The organism is Solwaraspora sp. WMMD792 (assembly GCF_029626105.1).
Taxonomy (GTDB): Bacteria; Actinomycetota; Actinomycetes; order Mycobacteriales; family Micromonosporaceae; genus Micromonospora_E.
Genome location: NZ_JARUBH010000009.1, coordinates 1,068,080 through 1,083,767 on the forward strand (window position 1 = coordinate 1,068,080; position 15,688 = coordinate 1,083,767).

General features: G+C 67.6%; 20 protein-coding genes. 14 read left to right on the forward strand and 6 right to left on the reverse strand.

The window, feature by feature from the left end; genetic code table 11:
- Nucleotides 1–290 precede the first annotated feature (290 nt).
- Nucleotides 291–419, reverse strand: a complete 129-nt coding sequence (locus O7629_RS06380) for a hypothetical protein (protein ID WP_278168079.1) — start codon at nt 417–419, stop codon at nt 291–293.
- A gap of 481 nt (nt 420–900) precedes the next feature.
- Here O7629_RS06380 and O7629_RS06385 point away from each other — a divergent pair, with 481 nt between their 5' ends.
- From O7629_RS06385 to O7629_RS06415, 7 genes are all read left to right on the forward strand, one after another.
- Nucleotides 901–1,866 (forward strand): ABC transporter substrate-binding protein, encoded by a 966-nt coding sequence (locus O7629_RS06385; protein ID WP_278168080.1) that lies wholly within the window; start codon nt 901–903, stop codon nt 1,864–1,866.
- A 45-nt stretch (nt 1,867–1,911) separates the two neighbouring features.
- Complete coding sequence (locus tag O7629_RS06390; RefSeq protein ID WP_278168081.1) at nt 1,912–2,772, forward strand: ABC transporter permease; 861 nt, start codon at nt 1,912–1,914, stop codon at nt 2,770–2,772.
- Nucleotides 2,769–3,614, forward strand: coding sequence for an ABC transporter permease (locus tag O7629_RS06395; RefSeq protein WP_278168082.1), 846 nt, complete (start codon nt 2,769–2,771; stop codon nt 3,612–3,614). Before O7629_RS06390 ends, O7629_RS06395 begins: the two co-directional genes overlap by 4 nt.
- Before the next feature lie 61 nt (nt 3,615–3,675).
- Nucleotides 3,676–4,521 carry an ABC transporter ATP-binding protein gene (locus O7629_RS06400; protein ID WP_278168083.1) on the forward strand — a complete coding sequence of 282 codons (846 nt, stop codon included), beginning with the start codon at nt 3,676–3,678 and terminating at the stop codon, nt 4,519–4,521.
- Between the two features lie 111 nt (nt 4,522–4,632).
- Nucleotides 4,633–4,869 (forward strand): hypothetical protein, encoded by a 237-nt coding sequence (locus O7629_RS06405; protein WP_278168084.1) that lies wholly within the window; start codon nt 4,633–4,635, stop codon nt 4,867–4,869.
- A gap of 96 nt (nt 4,870–4,965) precedes the next feature.
- On the forward strand, nt 4,966–5,238 hold the full coding sequence (locus tag O7629_RS06410; RefSeq protein WP_278168086.1) for a hypothetical protein: 273 nt from the start codon (nt 4,966–4,968) through the stop codon (nt 5,236–5,238).
- Between the two features lie 17 nt (nt 5,239–5,255).
- Entirely contained in the window at nt 5,256–5,909 is a 654-nt protein-coding gene (locus tag O7629_RS06415; protein WP_278174427.1) for a response regulator transcription factor, read from the forward strand.
- Between the two features lie 71 nt (nt 5,910–5,980).
- Here O7629_RS06415 and O7629_RS06420 read toward each other — a convergent pair whose 3' ends face one another.
- A complete protein-coding gene (locus tag O7629_RS06420) occupies nt 5,981–6,550 on the reverse strand; it encodes an ImmA/IrrE family metallo-endopeptidase (protein WP_278168087.1) in 570 nt (189 codons plus the stop codon).
- Nucleotides 6,551–6,571: 21 nt separating this feature from the next.
- Nucleotides 6,572–7,042, reverse strand: coding sequence for a hypothetical protein (locus O7629_RS06425; protein ID WP_278168089.1), 471 nt, complete (start codon nt 7,040–7,042; stop codon nt 6,572–6,574).
- A gap of 189 nt (nt 7,043–7,231) precedes the next feature.
- On the opposite strand from O7629_RS06425, the gene O7629_RS06430 reads away from it, so the two are divergent.
- Genes O7629_RS06430 through O7629_RS06450 form a run of 5 tightly spaced genes read left to right on the forward strand, consistent with a single transcriptional unit; the run spans nt 7,232 to nt 11,001 of the window.
- Nucleotides 7,232–8,206: an AAA family ATPase gene (locus O7629_RS06430; RefSeq protein WP_278168090.1), complete on the forward strand. Its 975-nt coding sequence runs from the start codon at nt 7,232–7,234 to the stop codon at nt 8,204–8,206.
- A gap of 26 nt (nt 8,207–8,232) precedes the next feature.
- Nucleotides 8,233–8,673 carry a hypothetical protein gene (locus tag O7629_RS06435; RefSeq protein WP_278168092.1) on the forward strand — a complete coding sequence of 147 codons (441 nt, stop codon included), beginning with the start codon at nt 8,233–8,235 and terminating at the stop codon, nt 8,671–8,673.
- Nucleotides 8,670–9,188 (forward strand): hypothetical protein, encoded by a 519-nt coding sequence (locus tag O7629_RS06440; protein ID WP_278168094.1) that lies wholly within the window; start codon nt 8,670–8,672, stop codon nt 9,186–9,188. The genes O7629_RS06435 and O7629_RS06440 overlap by 4 nt, the downstream gene beginning before the upstream one ends.
- Nucleotides 9,188–10,084 (forward strand): CBASS oligonucleotide cyclase, encoded by an 897-nt coding sequence (locus tag O7629_RS06445; RefSeq protein WP_278168095.1) that lies wholly within the window; start codon nt 9,188–9,190, stop codon nt 10,082–10,084. Before O7629_RS06440 ends, O7629_RS06445 begins: the two co-directional genes overlap by 1 nt.
- Nucleotides 10,081–11,001: an S-4TM family putative pore-forming effector gene (locus tag O7629_RS06450; RefSeq protein WP_278168096.1), complete on the forward strand. Its 921-nt coding sequence runs from the start codon at nt 10,081–10,083 to the stop codon at nt 10,999–11,001. Before O7629_RS06445 ends, O7629_RS06450 begins: the two co-directional genes overlap by 4 nt.
- A gap of 54 nt (nt 11,002–11,055) precedes the next feature.
- Here the strand turns inward: O7629_RS06450 and O7629_RS06455 are convergent, their stop codons facing one another.
- Nucleotides 11,056–11,592, reverse strand: a complete 537-nt coding sequence (locus tag O7629_RS06455; protein WP_278168097.1) for a flavoprotein — start codon at nt 11,590–11,592, stop codon at nt 11,056–11,058.
- 2 nt (nt 11,593–11,594) lie between these two features.
- Nucleotides 11,595–12,869, reverse strand: a complete 1,275-nt coding sequence (locus O7629_RS06460) for a helix-turn-helix transcriptional regulator (protein ID WP_278168099.1) — start codon at nt 12,867–12,869, stop codon at nt 11,595–11,597.
- A 415-nt stretch (nt 12,870–13,284) separates the two neighbouring features.
- Here O7629_RS06460 and O7629_RS06465 point away from each other — a divergent pair, with 415 nt between their 5' ends.
- Both O7629_RS06465 and O7629_RS06470 read left to right on the forward strand, forming a co-directional pair.
- Entirely contained in the window at nt 13,285–13,671 is a 387-nt protein-coding gene (locus O7629_RS06465; protein WP_278168101.1) for a hypothetical protein, read from the forward strand.
- Entirely contained in the window at nt 13,668–14,432 is a 765-nt protein-coding gene (locus O7629_RS06470) for a GPP34 family phosphoprotein (protein ID WP_278168103.1), read from the forward strand. Before O7629_RS06465 ends, O7629_RS06470 begins: the two co-directional genes overlap by 4 nt.
- Before the next feature lie 77 nt (nt 14,433–14,509).
- On the opposite strand, the gene O7629_RS06475 is transcribed toward O7629_RS06470, so the two are convergent.
- Complete coding sequence (locus tag O7629_RS06475) at nt 14,510–15,658, reverse strand: glycoside hydrolase family 11 protein (RefSeq protein WP_278168104.1); 1,149 nt, start codon at nt 15,656–15,658, stop codon at nt 14,510–14,512.
- Between the last annotated feature and the right edge of the window lie 30 nt (nt 15,659–15,688).

The following is a 15,688-nucleotide window of genomic DNA, read 5'->3' on the forward strand; positions in this document are numbered from 1 at the left end:
CGTCGGGTGCTTCCTTTCAGATGCCCGGACAGGTGCTCCGCCGAGGCCGGTCGCCACGCGCTGGGGTACGAGCATCGCTTCAGCTGCCCGGCTGGGGTGCGGGAGTGAAGTCGAGCTCGTGCGTCGGGGCCGTCTCGAACTGGAGGAGACAGGAATGTGAGTCGCCGCGTCACGTGGGCCTTTGGCCGCCATCGATGAAGCGGATCGCGATCCGTGGATGGGCCGAAGGCGGTGGCGCCACCACCGCGCCCGATTTCGGGCAGAGTGGGGCCTGCGGCGGAGGGTGCGACCTAGAAGGGTACGAGGGCCTTGCCGGCACCGGTGCCGGGGCGGATCGCGGGGAACTCCGGGCCCTTCCAGTGACCGATCGGCGCACGGGTGATGGCTGGTACGGCCGCGACGGGCTTCTCCCAGCTCATGTCCACTCCCGGGTCGACGGATTCACGGCGCAATCTGTTGGCGAAGCTAGCCGCCGGTACCCGTCTTGTCAACAGGGATGGCGTATCGCTGTGTGACACGCATGTTAATCGACAACGGCGGTTCCCTCGACCCTGCGTACCCCACTAAGCGAGATCACATCCCGCATCTTGACATGGGTTTTGTTGGCCCGTACCTTCGCTGCAAGTCGGCGAGAGCGTCAGGCGCTGCTGGGGTGCAGCCGGACGCCGGGCCGGACCGAATGACGGCCACGCCAACTCGGCGATGCCATGAACCTGCGGGCCAGACCGACTGCGTCGGCGGGGCCGGCGTGACGATTTTTCCGGGCACCGGGCGGACAGGTCCGCCAGGGTGAACCCTCACAAACACCCCATAATCATCGATTCCTTTCGTTGTACAGCCCTGTCACCGGCTCCGGTGCCAGGCGACCTCAGCTGCATACACAAGATCAGGAGTGGTGACATGAGCACACGACGTCTGGGCGCGGTGGCGGTCTCCGCCGCGCTGCTCCTCGTGAGCGCCTGCGGTGGAAGCGACGAGTCCGCCGACGCCGCCGGTGGCGACACCAAGGTTTCCGTCACCAGTTTCGGCTGCGAGATCTGGAACACCTGGGCGATCGACAAGGGCATCTACGCCGAGCACGGACTGGAAGTCGAACTGGTCCGGGCCGGCGGCGGGTCGGCGGCGGTGGCCGCCGTGCTCTCCGGAGCCGCCGATTTCGGTTACGTCAACGGCTACACGGCGATCAACGCCTACAACACCGGTTTCCCGATCCAGATGGTCTCCGGTGCGAACGTCAACGCACTGCCGCCGGCCGAGCCCGCGCAGGGCGTCTTCGTCGGCAACGACTCACCGATCGAGTCGCCGGCCGATCTTGTCGGCAAGAAGATCGCCGTCAACGAGATCAACGGCATCAACCAGATCGTGACCTCGAACTGGCTGAAGGCCAACGGGGTGGAGCCGGACAGCGTCAGCTTCGTGGCGCTGCCGTTCTCCGAGCAGATCCCGGCCGTGCTCAACGGCCGGGTGGACGCGGCGCAGCTGGGCTACTCGCTGCTGGGCGACAACAACGACACCGTACGGAGCCTCGCCGACCCGTTCGCCAGCATCGAGAAGACCTACATCGCCACGTACGTGTCCTCGAAGGACTTCGTGGCCAACAGCGACGCAGCCGAGCGCTTCCACGAAGCCCTGACCGAGACCATGCAGCAGCTTGAGGACCCGGCGAACACCGACGAGTCGTTCCGGTTGCTGTCGGAGTGCCAGAAGGTGCCGGCGGAGACCCTTGCCGCGCAACCACAGAACAAGCTGGAGCCGGCGGTCGACATGGCCGCGTTGGAGCAGATGGCCCAGCAGATGGTCGAACTCAAGCTGATGCCGGAGACGCCCGACCTCGGGGCACTCGTCGCCGACTTCGCCAAGTCCTGACCCGATTCCCGAGCAAGGACGCAGCGTGCGGAAGGAAGACCTGAAATGGCGCCTGGCGTCGGTGTGACCCAGACAGTCGAGTCGACGGTCCGTCCCTCGCCACCCTCCGGCGGGCCGGCCCCGGCCCGCCGGAGGCGCCCCGTACCCGATTGGGTCATCGGGCTGGCGGGCGCGGCGACGATGCTCGTGCTGTGGGACCTGGTGGTCCGCAGCGGTGCGGTGTCCCCGGACTCCCTGCCGTACCCCGGCACCACGATGCTGCGGGCCGGTGAGCTCCTCGTCGACCTCACCTTCCTGACGGAGGTGGCGCACACCCTGTGGGCCTGGCTGATCGCGATGGCCGCCGCCAGCGCCGTCGGGATCCCGTTGGGTCTGACACTCGGCTACTTCTCCGCGCTGAACCGGCCCGCGTCCTCGGTCGTCCACGCCGGCCGGTCGATCCCCTCCTCAGCGTTCCTCCCGATCGCCATCCTGCTGTTCGGGCTGGGCACGCAGATGAAGGTGTCGCTGGCGATCTACGCGATCTTCTGGCCGATCCTGCTGAACGCCATGTACGGCGTCCGCGACACCGAACCCCTGATGCTGGCCACCGGGCGGAGCATGGGCTGGGGACGGCTGCGGCTGCTGCGCCGGGTGGTGCTGCCGTCGGCAGCCCCGTCCATCGCCACCGGCCTGCGGGTCGCCAGCTCGACGGCGCTGATCGTGGTGCTCTCGGCCGAGCTGCTCGGTGCCACCAGCGGCGTGGGAAACGTGATCACCACGTACCAGCAGGCGCAACGCCCGGACTTCGTCTACGCGGGGATTCTCCTCGTGGGGGTGCTCGGAATGCTGCTCTATTACGGCTTCAACCTGGCCGAACGCCTCATCGTGCCGTGGGGCCAGGCGCAACGGGAGGGCGGAAAATGAGCACCAACGACGCGACGCGGTCGAGCCTGGTCGGCTCGGCGCTGGCGGTGGGGCGTGGCGTGCAGTCACTGTGGCTGCTCGCCCTGCTCCTGGTCGTCTGGGAGATCGCCGCCCGACTCGCCGGCTCCCTGTTCATCCCACCGGTGTCGCAGATCTTCGTCGCCTTCGTCGACACCTGGCTCTCCGCCTCGCCTACCTCACTTTTCCTCAGCGAACAGTTCCGGACCGACGTGCTGCCCAGCCTGGCGCGACTCGGCCTCGGCTACGGCACAGCCGCCGCGATCGGCATCTGCGCCGGCATCCTGATCGGCGTGTGGCGGCCCGCCGGCGCGTTCTTCAACCCGCTGATCCGGTTGGGCATGTCGGTGCCGGTGACCGCGCTGCTGCCCATCGCGATCGTGGTCTTCGGCATCACCAGCGGGATGAACGTCTTCCTGATCGGGCTCGGCTGCCTGTGGCCGATCCTGATCAACACCTACGACGGGGTACGCGGACTGGACCGCACCGCGGTCACCGCCGCGAAGAGCCTGCGATTGACCCGGCGTCGCTACTTCCTCCAGGTGCTGCTGCCCGGCGCCAGCCCGGCGATCTTCGCCGGTCTGCGGATCAGCATCGGCATCGCGCTGGTCCTCATGGTGGTCTCCGAACTCTACGCCGCGACCGCCGGGCTCGGCTTCTACATCGTCAACCAGCAGCGGCTGTTCCGGTTCCCGGAGCTGTGGTCGGCGATCGTGCTCCTGGCGTTGTTGGGAATCCTCTTCAACGCCGTCTTCGCCCTGGTCGAGCGCCTGCTGCTCGGCTGGCACCGCAACGTGCGCCCGGACGGCGCGGAACGCCACTGACGGCGCGGAACAGCACTGACGGTCGGTCGACCACACCAGGCACAACGCAGAGGAGGACCGGATGGAACCGGTGACGATCCCGCACCACCAGCAGGACCCGGGCAGCGCGACACCCGTGCTCGACGTCCGCGAGGTGGGCAAGTCCTACCCCTCGCGCAAGGGGGACGTGCTCGCCGTACGCAGCATCGAGTTCGCGGTACACGCCGGCCAGTTCGTCTCGGTCGTCGGCCCGTCCGGCTGCGGCAAGACGACACTCATGATGTGCATCGCCGGGCTCCTGCCCATCTCCACCGGGGAGGTCGTCTTCCGGGGCGAGACCATGTCGGGTCCCCAGGACGGCGTCGCGGTCGTCTTCCAGGACTACAGCCGGTCGCTGTTCCCCTGGTTGACGGTCGAGAAGAACGTCGCGCTTCCGCTGCGGGACCGGCGGCTGCCCCGTGCCGAGATCCGCGATCGGGTACGGCAGTCGCTGGAGATGGTGGGTCTGGCCCACGCCGCCGGCCTGTATCCGTGGCAGCTCTCCGGCGGCATGCAACAGCGGGTCGCGATCGCGCGCGGACTCGCCGTACGCCCCGAGATGCTGATCATGGACGAGCCGTTCGCCTCGGTGGACGCCCAGACCCGGGCGAGCCTGGAGGATCTGCTGCTCAAGATCTGGGCGGAGACGGGGACGACGGTGCTGTTCGTGACCCACGACATCGACGAGGCCGTGTACCTGTCCGACCGGGTGATCGTCCTGTCGCAGGGGCCGTCCACCGTCGTCGCCGACCTGCCGGTCCCACTCGACCGGCCCCGCGACCAGATCGCCACCAAACAGACGGCGACCTTCGGCGAGCTTCGGGAAGAGGTCTACTCGCTCGTCATGTCCTCCCAGCGGCGCACCTCCCTGTCGGCCGAACCGACCTGACCGCCTGCGGCTGCGGTCGGTCAGGCCGGGTCGTCGGCCAAGTGCGGTGGCTTCCGCGTACGGACGCCGGCCGTTGCCGCCGCGCCCGTGAGCAGCAGGCAGGTGACGCCGATGCCGAGCAGCGGGAGCCACGGGATCGTGATCGGCGCGTCGATGCCGGCGGCCAGGCCGTGGTGGCGCGGCGTACCAGCCAGCCCAGTAGCGCCATGGTGGCACCGCCCAGCACCCGCCGGACTCGACCTGCCCGCCGGCCCCGGCCTCGACCTCGTCCGCGAGGCGCACCAGCAGGCCGAACAGGCCCTCGCCGACCTGCGCACCACGATCCGGGGCATCCATCCCCGGTACTGACCGACCACGGGCTCGCCGCGGCCGTGCACGAGATCGCCGGCCGGTCACCACTCCCGGTCCACCTCCAGCTCGCCCGTCAACGGCCGGCTCCCGCCGGTGGTCGAGGCCGCGGCCTACTTCTTCGTCAGCGAGAACCTGACCAACGTCGCCCGCCACGCCCGTGCCCGATCGGCACAGGTGCACGCGTGGATCGAAGACCACACGCTGATCGTCTCGGTCGTCCACGACGGCGTCGGCGGCGCCGACCCACGGGCCGGCACCGGTCTCGCCGGACTGCACGCTCGGCTCGAGGCCCTCGACGGCGAACTCGACATCAGCAGCCCCACCGGGGGCCCGACCCAGGTCAGGATGACGTGCCCGATCCACTGACACCGCCACAGAACGCGCTGCGGATCGTGGTCGCCGAGGACGCGGCCCTGCTCCGGGAAGGGCTGGTGCGGAACCTCGAACGCGCCGGCCACGAAGTCGTAGCGGCCGTCGCCGACGCGCATGCTCTGCTTACGTACGCCGGAAACTGCCGCCCTGACCTTGTCGTCACCGACATCCGCATGCCACCCACCCACATCGACGAGGGACTGCGCGCGGCGGCGACGATCCGGGTCGCTCAACCCGACATCGCGATCATGTTGCTGTCGGCCTACGTCGCCGATGCCTACGTCGGTGAGCTGTTCGACCCAACCCCCGGCGGGGGGATCGGCTACCTGCTCAAGGACCGGGTCGGCCACGTACGCGACTTCCTGGACAGCATCGACCGGGTCGCCGCAGGCGGCACGGTCGTCGACGCCGAGGTCGTCCGCCAACTCGTCAGACTGCGGCGGGCCGACGGCCCGCTCGCCAACCTCACCGAACGCAAACGCGAAGTGCTCGCGCTCATGGCCGAAGGCCACACCAACCGCGCGATCGCCGGCAAACTGTTCGTCAGCGAGACAGCGGTACGCAAGCACATCGGCAACATCTTCGCAAAGCTCCCGCTCGACCCGCACTCGGACCGCCGGGTCTCCGCCGTCCTCACCTACCTGCGCGGCTCACCGAGCACGTGAGACCCCTGACTATCGGTACCCTCGGGGCAGGCGCGCGTACAGAGTAGAGCGGACATCGATGCCCGTGCGTACTACCGCGCGGCTCGACTGACGCGCGAGCGTTTGACTTGCAGGAGGACGCCGCTTGCATTCAGACGATATCTGGCCATAGGAACGCTTACGTCATGGTTTTTGGCGATGAGTTCAGGAGTGGAGTCGGCGTACGCCTCTCGGAGTAGTAGCGGCCTGGGTAGAAGGAGGCAGCCGGCGAGCCAGTTCGCCTCGTCTTCCTGTTCGGGGTTGCAGGTGAAGAAGGTGTGACCGGCGAGTTGTTGGATCTCCCGGATTTCATGATTGAGGAGCACATGTGCGATCTCGTGCGCGATGTCGCTGTTGGTCCGTCCGGTGTCGCTGAGTGGATTGCAGACGATGACGGTCCGGCCGCCGGACAGGTGGAATGTCGCCGCCGAGAACGCGCCCGGCTGTAGCTCGTCGAGTTCTTCGAGGTCCGCCCGGTCGACGAGGTGGTCGGCGGGACAGACCTCGATGTCTAGATGTGCCGCGAGTTTTCGGATCGGCATGTGGGCGTGCGGCGAAAGCCCGAGCTCGCCCCGGGTGCGGTCAGCCAGTCGTTCGGCCTCGGTCTTGAAACCTCGTCGCATCGGAGTGTCCGCCTCGTCCGCCTAGTGTCCTGCCTGCGGCGTGGATTCCAGCTTCCGCTGCATCTGCTCAAGCAGGCTGGATAGCTTACGCGAGGCCTCTGGCTTGAACGTTGCCGAGGCTCGAAGGTGCACGCGTACCGGGTGCCCCGTGCCGGCGAGGCTGGTGTACAGCTCGCGGACAAGCCCAGCGATCTTCTCGGCGGCGGCATCGGTCAGGTTCGGGTCGCGGGCGAGGTGGTGTGCAATCAGCTCGGGGGTGTTCTCGGTCCTGATCCGTGGTGGCTGGAAGAACCGCTCGGGCGGCAGGCCGAGCCAGTGCACGATGCGCCGGAAGTTCGCCAGGTCGGGAAGGTCGCCCTTCTCTACTCGCGCCAGCGTGTTGAACGGCACCTCGGCCTGCTCGGCTGCGACGCGGAGGCTCAGGCGTCCGCGTTTGAGGCGCTCGGCGCGCACGAGCCGGCCCAGTAGCTCGATGTCGATCGGTTCGCTCACCTGCACCTCCATCGCCAGATCTGGACTGACCGTTGAGATCAAAATATCTCTTCTGCGAACTTGTGCGTACGCGAGGGCGGGGGCCTGTACGACCCCCCCGCCCGCCTCCGTTTGTACCTCGATCGGTACTTGCCGTACAGTCCTCGACGTCAAGCTTAGCTCGACGCGTCCGTGCGTTGGGCTGTGTCCATGCGCGAGTCGACGCGGGAGGGGCGTCAACCTGCGCCCAAGACAGTCTTTGGGGGAACTATGAGGCAAGGTCTTCACGGGTCTGCGCTTCGGCGACTGCCAGATGGCTCGGCACCAGGGGTAGCCGACGCGCGACTGTTGCCGAACGACGACTTCGCTGCCGCGTGGTCGGCGATCGTGCTGCCGGATGGGATGAAGCAGCGGTTGCTGCGGACGGCGGTCGCCGAAGCACACCTGCGTGCGGCAGTACCGTTTGACGCGTTGCCGTTGCACGGGGTCATCCTGCTGACCGGCAAACCGGGTGTCGGTAAGACCACCGTGGCGCGGGGACTGGCTGACCGAGTGGCCCGCACCGTCCCGAACGCGACCGAGTGGTTGTTCGTGGAGGTCGATCCGCATAGCCTGGCCAGTTCGTCGTTGGGGCGCAGCCAGCGCGCGGTGGAGCAGTTGTTCGGCACCCTGCTGGACGAGCACGCCGCCGCCGGCCCAATGGTCGTGTTGCTCGACGAGGTCGAGACGCTGTTCACCGACCGGGCGGCGCTGTCGATGGATGCAAATCCTGTCGACGTGCACCGGGCGGTAGACGCCGCGCTTGTCGGGCTCGACCGGCTCGCACGTCGCCATCCCCAGATGCTGATCGTCGCAACGACTAACTTCAGCGACGCGCTCGATCCGGCGTTGGCCTCGCGCGCGGACTGGATCGTCGAAGTGCCGCCGCCGGATCCCGCCGCCCGTCGACTGATCCTCGAGCACACCATTGCGGCGGTCGCGGCAGCCTTCCCGGGGGCGGGATCGCTGCTGGAGCCGGCGTTGCTGGACGCGGCGGCCGAGGCGGCGGACGGGCTCGATGGCCGCCGGCTCCGCAAAGCCGTCGCTACCGCCTGCGCCTACCGGCAGGAGGCGCAGGGCGATCCCGACCGGGTCACCGGCGGGGATCTGCTGGCGGTACTGCGCGAAAAGGGCGGTCAACGGTGAGCGTCGTAGCACGCCAGGTGCCGTCTGTGCCCGTACGCACGTCGGTTGCAACCTGGGATGTGATCATCAACCTGCTTACCCCGGCGGGTACCAGCGCTCGCGCTGAACTTGAGGCGGTCACGAGCACCGTCGCCATGCTGATCGCCGAGGAGTACACCAGCGAGGCACCGATCGTGGTGATGCCGGTTGCGGGAAGCCGTATACGGATATACACCCTCCACGGTGCCGCTGCGGTCGAAGGCGAGGACCCAGCGGCACTGGCGACCTGGCCGTTGGCCGAGGCTGGCTGGCGGATCTCTCTGCCGTGTAGCGCAGCCGACCTCGACGAGGTCCGTACTGCGTTGAAGCCTCACCCATACCTCCAGGTTCGCGATCTCACCGAGGGCATCGTCACAGCCAGCACGGAGCCACAGCACGGTGCCAGCGGTCGCATCTTGATCGACTATTCCGAACTGGAGCGATCGTGACCACCGCCGTCCGCGTCAATGCCCACACCCACGCGACCACTCACGTCGCGACGAACATGCTGCGCGGGATGAAGCAGATCATCCAGCAGAGCGGCCTCAGCATCAGCAAGATCCGAGATCAGTGGGAGGTACTAGAGGCCGGCATCGCCGCATGGCTCAACTCGGGACACCTCAAGGGCCTGGTACTGGAGGTGTACGACCCGGGCAAGCACACCGGTGGCGACCTGGTAGGCCGCTTCGACTTCACCATCGACTACACCTACTACGGCGACGGTGACGGCGAGTTGTGGCTGGACCCGGACACCGTCTCCTACACGGTCCTTAAGAACGGCTCGTACCCGTCGCGCTGCACCTACCGACTGCTCGCCGACACCACCCCCGGCCACCCGCCTGTGAACGGCTGGTCCACAGCCACCCTCCGCTCGACCGCCGGGTTCACCCGGCACTCCGTCGGCACCGCCATTGGAGGTGGCAGCCTCGGCGCCGGCCTGCACTACTACACCAGGAGCAACTGATGATCAGCGTCAACGAGGCGTTCTACAAGTTCCGCAGCAAACTGGAGACCACCGACACCGAGGATGCATCCGCAAGCGCGCGGCAGAAACGGATCCGCGAGCAGCTCGACGCCGACGAGACCCTCGACATCATCAGGGATTTCCTCACCGGGGCATACCGCCGGCACACGAAGACCAAACCGCTACGTGACGTTGACATCATGATCGTGCTGGGCAACACCGAATACCTCGACCGACACCCCCACGACATCCTCGAAGTCGTACGGACCGCGCTGGTCCCCTACTACGGTGAGGCCCGCGTCTGCTGCGACCGGCGTGCGGTCCGGGTGGACTTTGGGGTCCGGATCGTTGACGACGTCAGCGACGCCGACGAGGTTGTGTCCTTTGACGTCGTACCTGCCTTCCTCAACGACGACCACTATCTGATTCCGGACGACGTCACCGGAGAGTGGGTCCACACCAACCCCGAACTGCACTACGACGCGGCAAGGGACGCTAACCAGGGCTTCGCGGACCAGTGGAAACCACTCGTCAAGATGATCAAGAAGTGGAACGAGATCGCCGGCCACCCTGTCGAGCCGTCGTTCCTTATCGAGGTCATTGCCCTAAAGTTGATTAGCGGCCCGTGGACCGGCAGCCACCCCCGCGAGCTACGGCAGTTCTTCGCTAGCGCCGCCAGCCGCATTGATGAGGGCTGGCCGGACCCGGCCAACATCGGGCCCGACGTCTCCGACGTCGTGGACAACGATCCAGTGCAGATGGACACCGCCCGCAAGGCGCTCCGAGCCGCCGAGGCTGCCTGCACCGCAGCGATCAATCTCGACCGAAGCGGGCGCACCGCCGAAGCCCTCAACGCCTGGCGTGCCTTGTTCGGCCCCCTGTTCCCGCTCTCATGATCAGCATCCCTGCAGGGCGGCCGGTGCCCGAAGGATCTTCCGCCCACATCTCCCAACGCCAGAACGAGCCCCAGCACCTCAAACGGCTGCACGCCTACAGCCGCGACTACCAGGTCGCTCTCCGGTGGCGGCGCGGCCGCGCCCTCGGCACGTTCGCGCTTGCCGCAGTCGGCCCGTTCATCTCGTTGTTCATCCCGGCCACCACTGACCTGATCGCCGCCATCAGCGCCGGATGGCTCGTGCTCGGCCGCACCCTGCTGACCGGAATGGAACAGCGAGCCACCCAGCACGCCGCACGAGTACAGGAGCTCTACGACACTAACCTCTTCCATCTACCGTGGAACGCCGCGCTCGCCGGCCGCAAACCCGCCCCCGAAGACGTAGCCGCCTCTGCCCACCACATCACCGACGACAGCAAATACCGCAACTGGTATAGCATCGATCTCGGGACCACACCCTGGCCCGCCGACGTATTGCTCTGTCAACGCCAAAGCATGGTGTGGAGCCGCCAAGAACACCGCGCCTACAGCGCAACCGTCCTGACCACTGGCGTGATCTGGTTCATCATCGGACTCGTCATCGCGCTCGCACGCGACCTGAGCCTTGCCGACTATCTAATCAAAATTTTCCTACCAAGCGCTCCAGCGTTCCTCGACACCATCGAGCTTGCCCGGCAGCATTGGCAACACGCCAACCTCCGCCAGCAGGCCGAACACAAGATCGACGATCTCTGGCATGCCTACATCACTCAGCCCGGAACGCTCGCCGTCAGTGACTGCCGGGAGGTCCAAGACGCCGCCTTCTTGCTTCGCCGCGACGGACCCCGCGTACCGAACCTGTTCTACAGACTCCGTAGAGCAAGGTCAGAAGCTAACACCAAAGCTGGAACCGCAGCCCTACTGAGCGGAGGTTCATAGCCATCGTGTACATCCAAGTGATGCTTTTCCCGCTCCGATGACCACGAGAGGTCTCTATCGAAGGGGGTGCCTAGTCGTACGAAGCGCTCTGGTGATGACGTCCCAGCGGAACTGCCCGCCCTCATGCTCAGGCTTGAGGGCCTCGGTCTCGGTGAACTGGACGCCGAGATCCGTCAGGGTCCGGACGGATGCTCGGTAGGCGGGATGCTGGGTGAGGGCCGGCTTGGCGTACGGCGAAACGATCATCGGCAGCCGGGCACCGAGAGTCTCGTTGAGTACGCCCAGCGCCAAGTTGTCGCTGATCCCGCTGGCCCACTTGTTGATCGTGTTGAACGACGCCGGGGCCACCACGACGGCGTCGGCGTGCGGCAACGTTCCCTGCTCGTCAGGGGCGCGAAGTCGTGACGCGACCGGAAAGCCTGTCTGGGATGCAAGCCTGTCCGTGTCGATCCAGGTCGCCGCAGTAGGTGTGACGATCAGGCATACCGACCATCCATCGGCCTGCAACAGGGCGACGCACTCGTCGATGTTGCGAATCGGCGGAGCAGCGGAGGAGATCAGGTACAGCGTCGGTTTTCCGGTGCCAGCCATAATCAGTTGGTATCGATCCTGGCGCGCACTGCCAAGGCGCGCAGACCGGGTGTGGCGGCGCGACGTTCCCTGGCCAGCATCGTGGTGACAAGTGTGCGGGCCTGATCGTGCACCTGGAAGATCTGAGGTGCGGTGCGCTCGGCTGCCAGAAGGTGCAGCAGAGCTGACGGGTCGCCGCCCGGCTGCGCGGTGAACGCCGCAGCGAGGTCGAGGTGGACCTGAGCCCGCCGGCTCACCAGTGATGGCGGCAGGGTCGACGTGTCGATGCGTTCACCGAGCTCGACTGCAGTGTTGAACTGGCGAACGTTGACGGCGGTGGTCACCCGGTGGATCAGCACGTTCGTCGGACCGAATCCGGTCCAGAAGTAGTTCCGGTCCTTCCCCAACTGGTCGGCCAGAACCGCTGCGTCGTCCAGGTGACCGAGCGCAATCTTCGTCTTGCCGCGCCGTGCGGCGACGAGCGCCAGTAGCAACGTCAATGATCCGCTCACCGACAAGGCTGCAGGGCTGGACCGGTCAGGTATCCGGGCGAGCCCCTCCGCCGCTGCGTCTGCTGCGTCCGCGACGTGCCCAGGGGAGGCCAGCAGAGCGCACGCCACCGAATAGACGGCGGCTGCTGCGAGGTTGTCGGCACCGGCCTGTTCCGCACTGCGTAGCGCTCGGTCAGCCGCCACCCAGGCGAGGCCGGGATCACCAAGTTTGAGGGCCAATTTCGACACCGCCAGATGAGCTGCCCCGAGGATGCCGAGTGCGCGGTGCTGCTCCACACCGCGCCGGGCGGCGCCGTCCGCTCGGTGCGCGAGGTCGGGCAGCAGTCTCACCAGGTCGGCATACTCCGCCCGTTGGTAGGCCAGGTGCGCCGCACCAACAGCGTTTCGCAACTGCACAAGATCCACTCCGCCGCTACCCGCCGCTTCGGCGGGGGTGAACATCTGTCGCCGTCGCAGCTCAGCCGCCAGCTGGCTGGTGGGTGTGGAGAACGCTGCCGGGCCACGTGATCCCCCTGCCGATGTGCTGCCACTGTTCGGCAATCGGCGGTGCGGGCGAAAGCCCAGCTCCTCGTCACTGTTGACCCTGAGCACGCTCCGCAAAGCGCGCCTCAGCTCGTTGTCCGGGTAACGCACTCTGCCAGTCTCGATCTTTCCCACGTGGTTGGCGTTAAAAGCTGCCCGAGCGGCCCGCTCAGGATCGCCGTGCCGAACAACGTTGACGGCATCGGCAAGCTCCCGGCGTGACAGCCCTTGCCGTTCCCTCGCGGCGCGGAACAACTCGTTCATCGGCGTGCCCCCATCCGGACGATCGGCCCACCGCCCAGCGTAGAGGCATTGACCCGATCCGTCACGACCAGCCGAGTGCACTTTGACCTGACTGAGGCTCACGGCCCGAGTGGGAATCCCTCATCCGAATTCTCTTCCCGGGAACGCGTATCAGTTCCCCTCCCTTACCGCTTCTGCCAGGGCTACCGAGACGTCCACTGTATTCACGGTTCGATCGGCGTCCGCCCAGCGCCACGAACCGCTTGCCGCCGTCGGTGTCCCCCCGTCGCTGGCGGCGGCAAGCCCAAACCCGTACGGAGATTGGAGAACCTTCTTGTGCCTTCTCCTCACAACAGTGGTCGGCGTGCTGGCTGGGCTGGGTTGGCGTGGTGGGTGGGTTCGTGTTGTGTCGGTGTCGGCACCGGTGGTGTCCGGTGTGTGGGCAGACGTTGACCTGCCGGGACTGCACCGCGCCGATCGAGCGGACCTGGGGCACCACGCCACCACCACCGGCTCCGCCGCAGTCGGGCCCACGCGGGCGGCGGTGGCGCAACCAGGCCGGGGTGCAGCACCGGTGACCGGGCTGGACGACGTGCTGCATGTGCCCGTACGGCCGGTCTGGTCCTGTTCGGGGTGTGGGCCGCGGGTCGACTGGCCCTGCGGGTACGCGCGCGCCGAGCTGACCGCAAACCTGGACCCGATCTCCCGCAGCATGTACGCGGCCGAGCGGATGGTCGAGGCGATCGCCGACCTGCCGGCCGAGGCGACGCCGGGGGAGCTGTTCACCCGGTTCCTGGCCTGGACGAGGCGGGCCGGCCGGTGACCGTCTACCGCACCTGCACCCGCGACTGGTCCACCACGTCACCCGCAGCGGCACCGGCACCGCTGGCGGAGCAGGCCGTACCGTTGCCGCCGTCCGGTTGGCTCGCCGACGAGCTGTTCCTGATCGCCCACGACGACGTGACCGGCGGGCTGCGGGTGCCGGCCGGGGCCATTCGGCGTGGGTTGGCCGCCGCGATGCTCGCCGACCTGGCCTTCGTCGGCGCGGTCACGGTGGCCGCGTCCGGCATGGTGGTCACCGGTACGGCCGCGCCGGGTGCCGTCGACCCGTGGGGGCGGACGGTGCTGCGCTGGATCGAGACTGACACACCGCACCCGCCGGCCGCCTGGCTCGACCGGCTCGCCGGGCACGCGTACCGCAGTGTCGCCGACCGGCTGACGGTCGCCGGGGTGGTCCGGCCGCGTACGGTCCGCCGCTGGTGGTGGCGTCGGGACACCGCATACCCGGCGGTGGACACGAACGTCGCCGCCTGGCCGTGGGCGCGGCTGACGATGCGGGTACGCCGCCACACCCGCCTCACCGTGCACGACAGCACGCTGGCCCGACTCTGTGTGGCGACCGGACTCGGCGGCCACGTCCTCGGCGCGGACACCCTCCCCGCCCGACGACAACTCCGGCAACTGCTCACCCCCGTACCGCCGGGGATCGACCAGCTGGTGCGGCACCTGGCCGCCGCCGACCGACGAAGCCGGCACAGCCAGCACGACCGACGGAGCCGGCACGGCCGACAGGGCCGGCGGTGACCGCGACCGCCGGCCCCACCGGCCCAGGCGCCTGCCTCGGGGCCAGACCCGTCAGTGCCTGACCCCGAGGCGAGGGGTCAGTTCCGGAGACTCCACTGCTGGTTGGACCCACCCCAGCAGCTGTACAGCTGGATCATTGCCCCGTTACCGCTGCCGCCGGCGTCGAGACACAACCCGGACTGCGCGCTGGTGATTCTGCCGTTGGACACGTTCCACTGCTGGTTCGCGCCGCCGTGGCAGTCATAGATGATCACGGGTGTGCCGTTGCTGGTTCCGCCACCTGAGGCGTCCAGGCACTTGCCGTTGACCGTCAGCTGCCTGCTCGAGGTCTGGGTGAACCGCTGGTTGGCACCACCCCAGCAGTCGTACAGCTGCAGCTGGGTGCCGTTGGTGGTGCTCGCGTTCGGGACGTCGAGACACCGGCCGGACTGCTGACCGACGATCATCTGGCCGGAGCCGGACGGTGGGTTGGTGGGGCCCGGGTTGCCGGGGTTGCCGCTGCCGCCTTCCCAGACGGTGATGTCGGAGCTTCCCTGGCTCTGGTAGCCCTCAGTCGCCATGACCTGGTAGGCCCAGCTGCTGCCGAGGTTCAGGCCAGCCCGGGCCCAGGCGTCGAAGTGGTTGGCGGTGGTGATGGTGCCGCCGGTGCGCTTCTGCTGCCGGACGCTCCAGTACTGCCAGAACGTCTGGGTGCCGTCGATCGACGGCGCGTTGACCCGCTGGCTGCGCAGGATGTCGTAGGTGCCGCCGTCGGTGGTGACCGTACCCATCCGCTGCGCGCCGCTGCTCGGGTTGTAGCTGCCGAAGTTCTCGACGACGTAGTACTCGATGAGCGGGTTGCGGGTCCACCCGTACAGGGCGAGGTAGGTGTTGTTGTTGCCCGGGTTGTAGCTGCCCGAGTAGCTGATGGTCCGGCGACTGCCGGTGGCCCAGCCCTTGCCGCCGACCCAGTTGTTGGTGCTTCTGCCCCAAGAGCTGGAGTACCGGCCGTTCTCGCGCAGCACCATGCAGGCGTCGCCGCTGTCTTTCCAGAACGAGAAGTAGAACCCGTTGTGGGTGCCGGTGGTGTTCGAGCAGACCTGCCGGTCGGCTTCGGCGTGGGCGGGGCTGGCCAGGAGCGCGGCGGTGCCGGTCGTGACCAGCGCTACGGCGCAGGCACCGCTGATGAGCATTCTGCGGAGCCGGCCGCGTCGGCGGCTCTCAAGTTGCGGGGGGACGTTCTTCATTTCGCGTGTTTCTCCCTGTGCGAGGCGGCG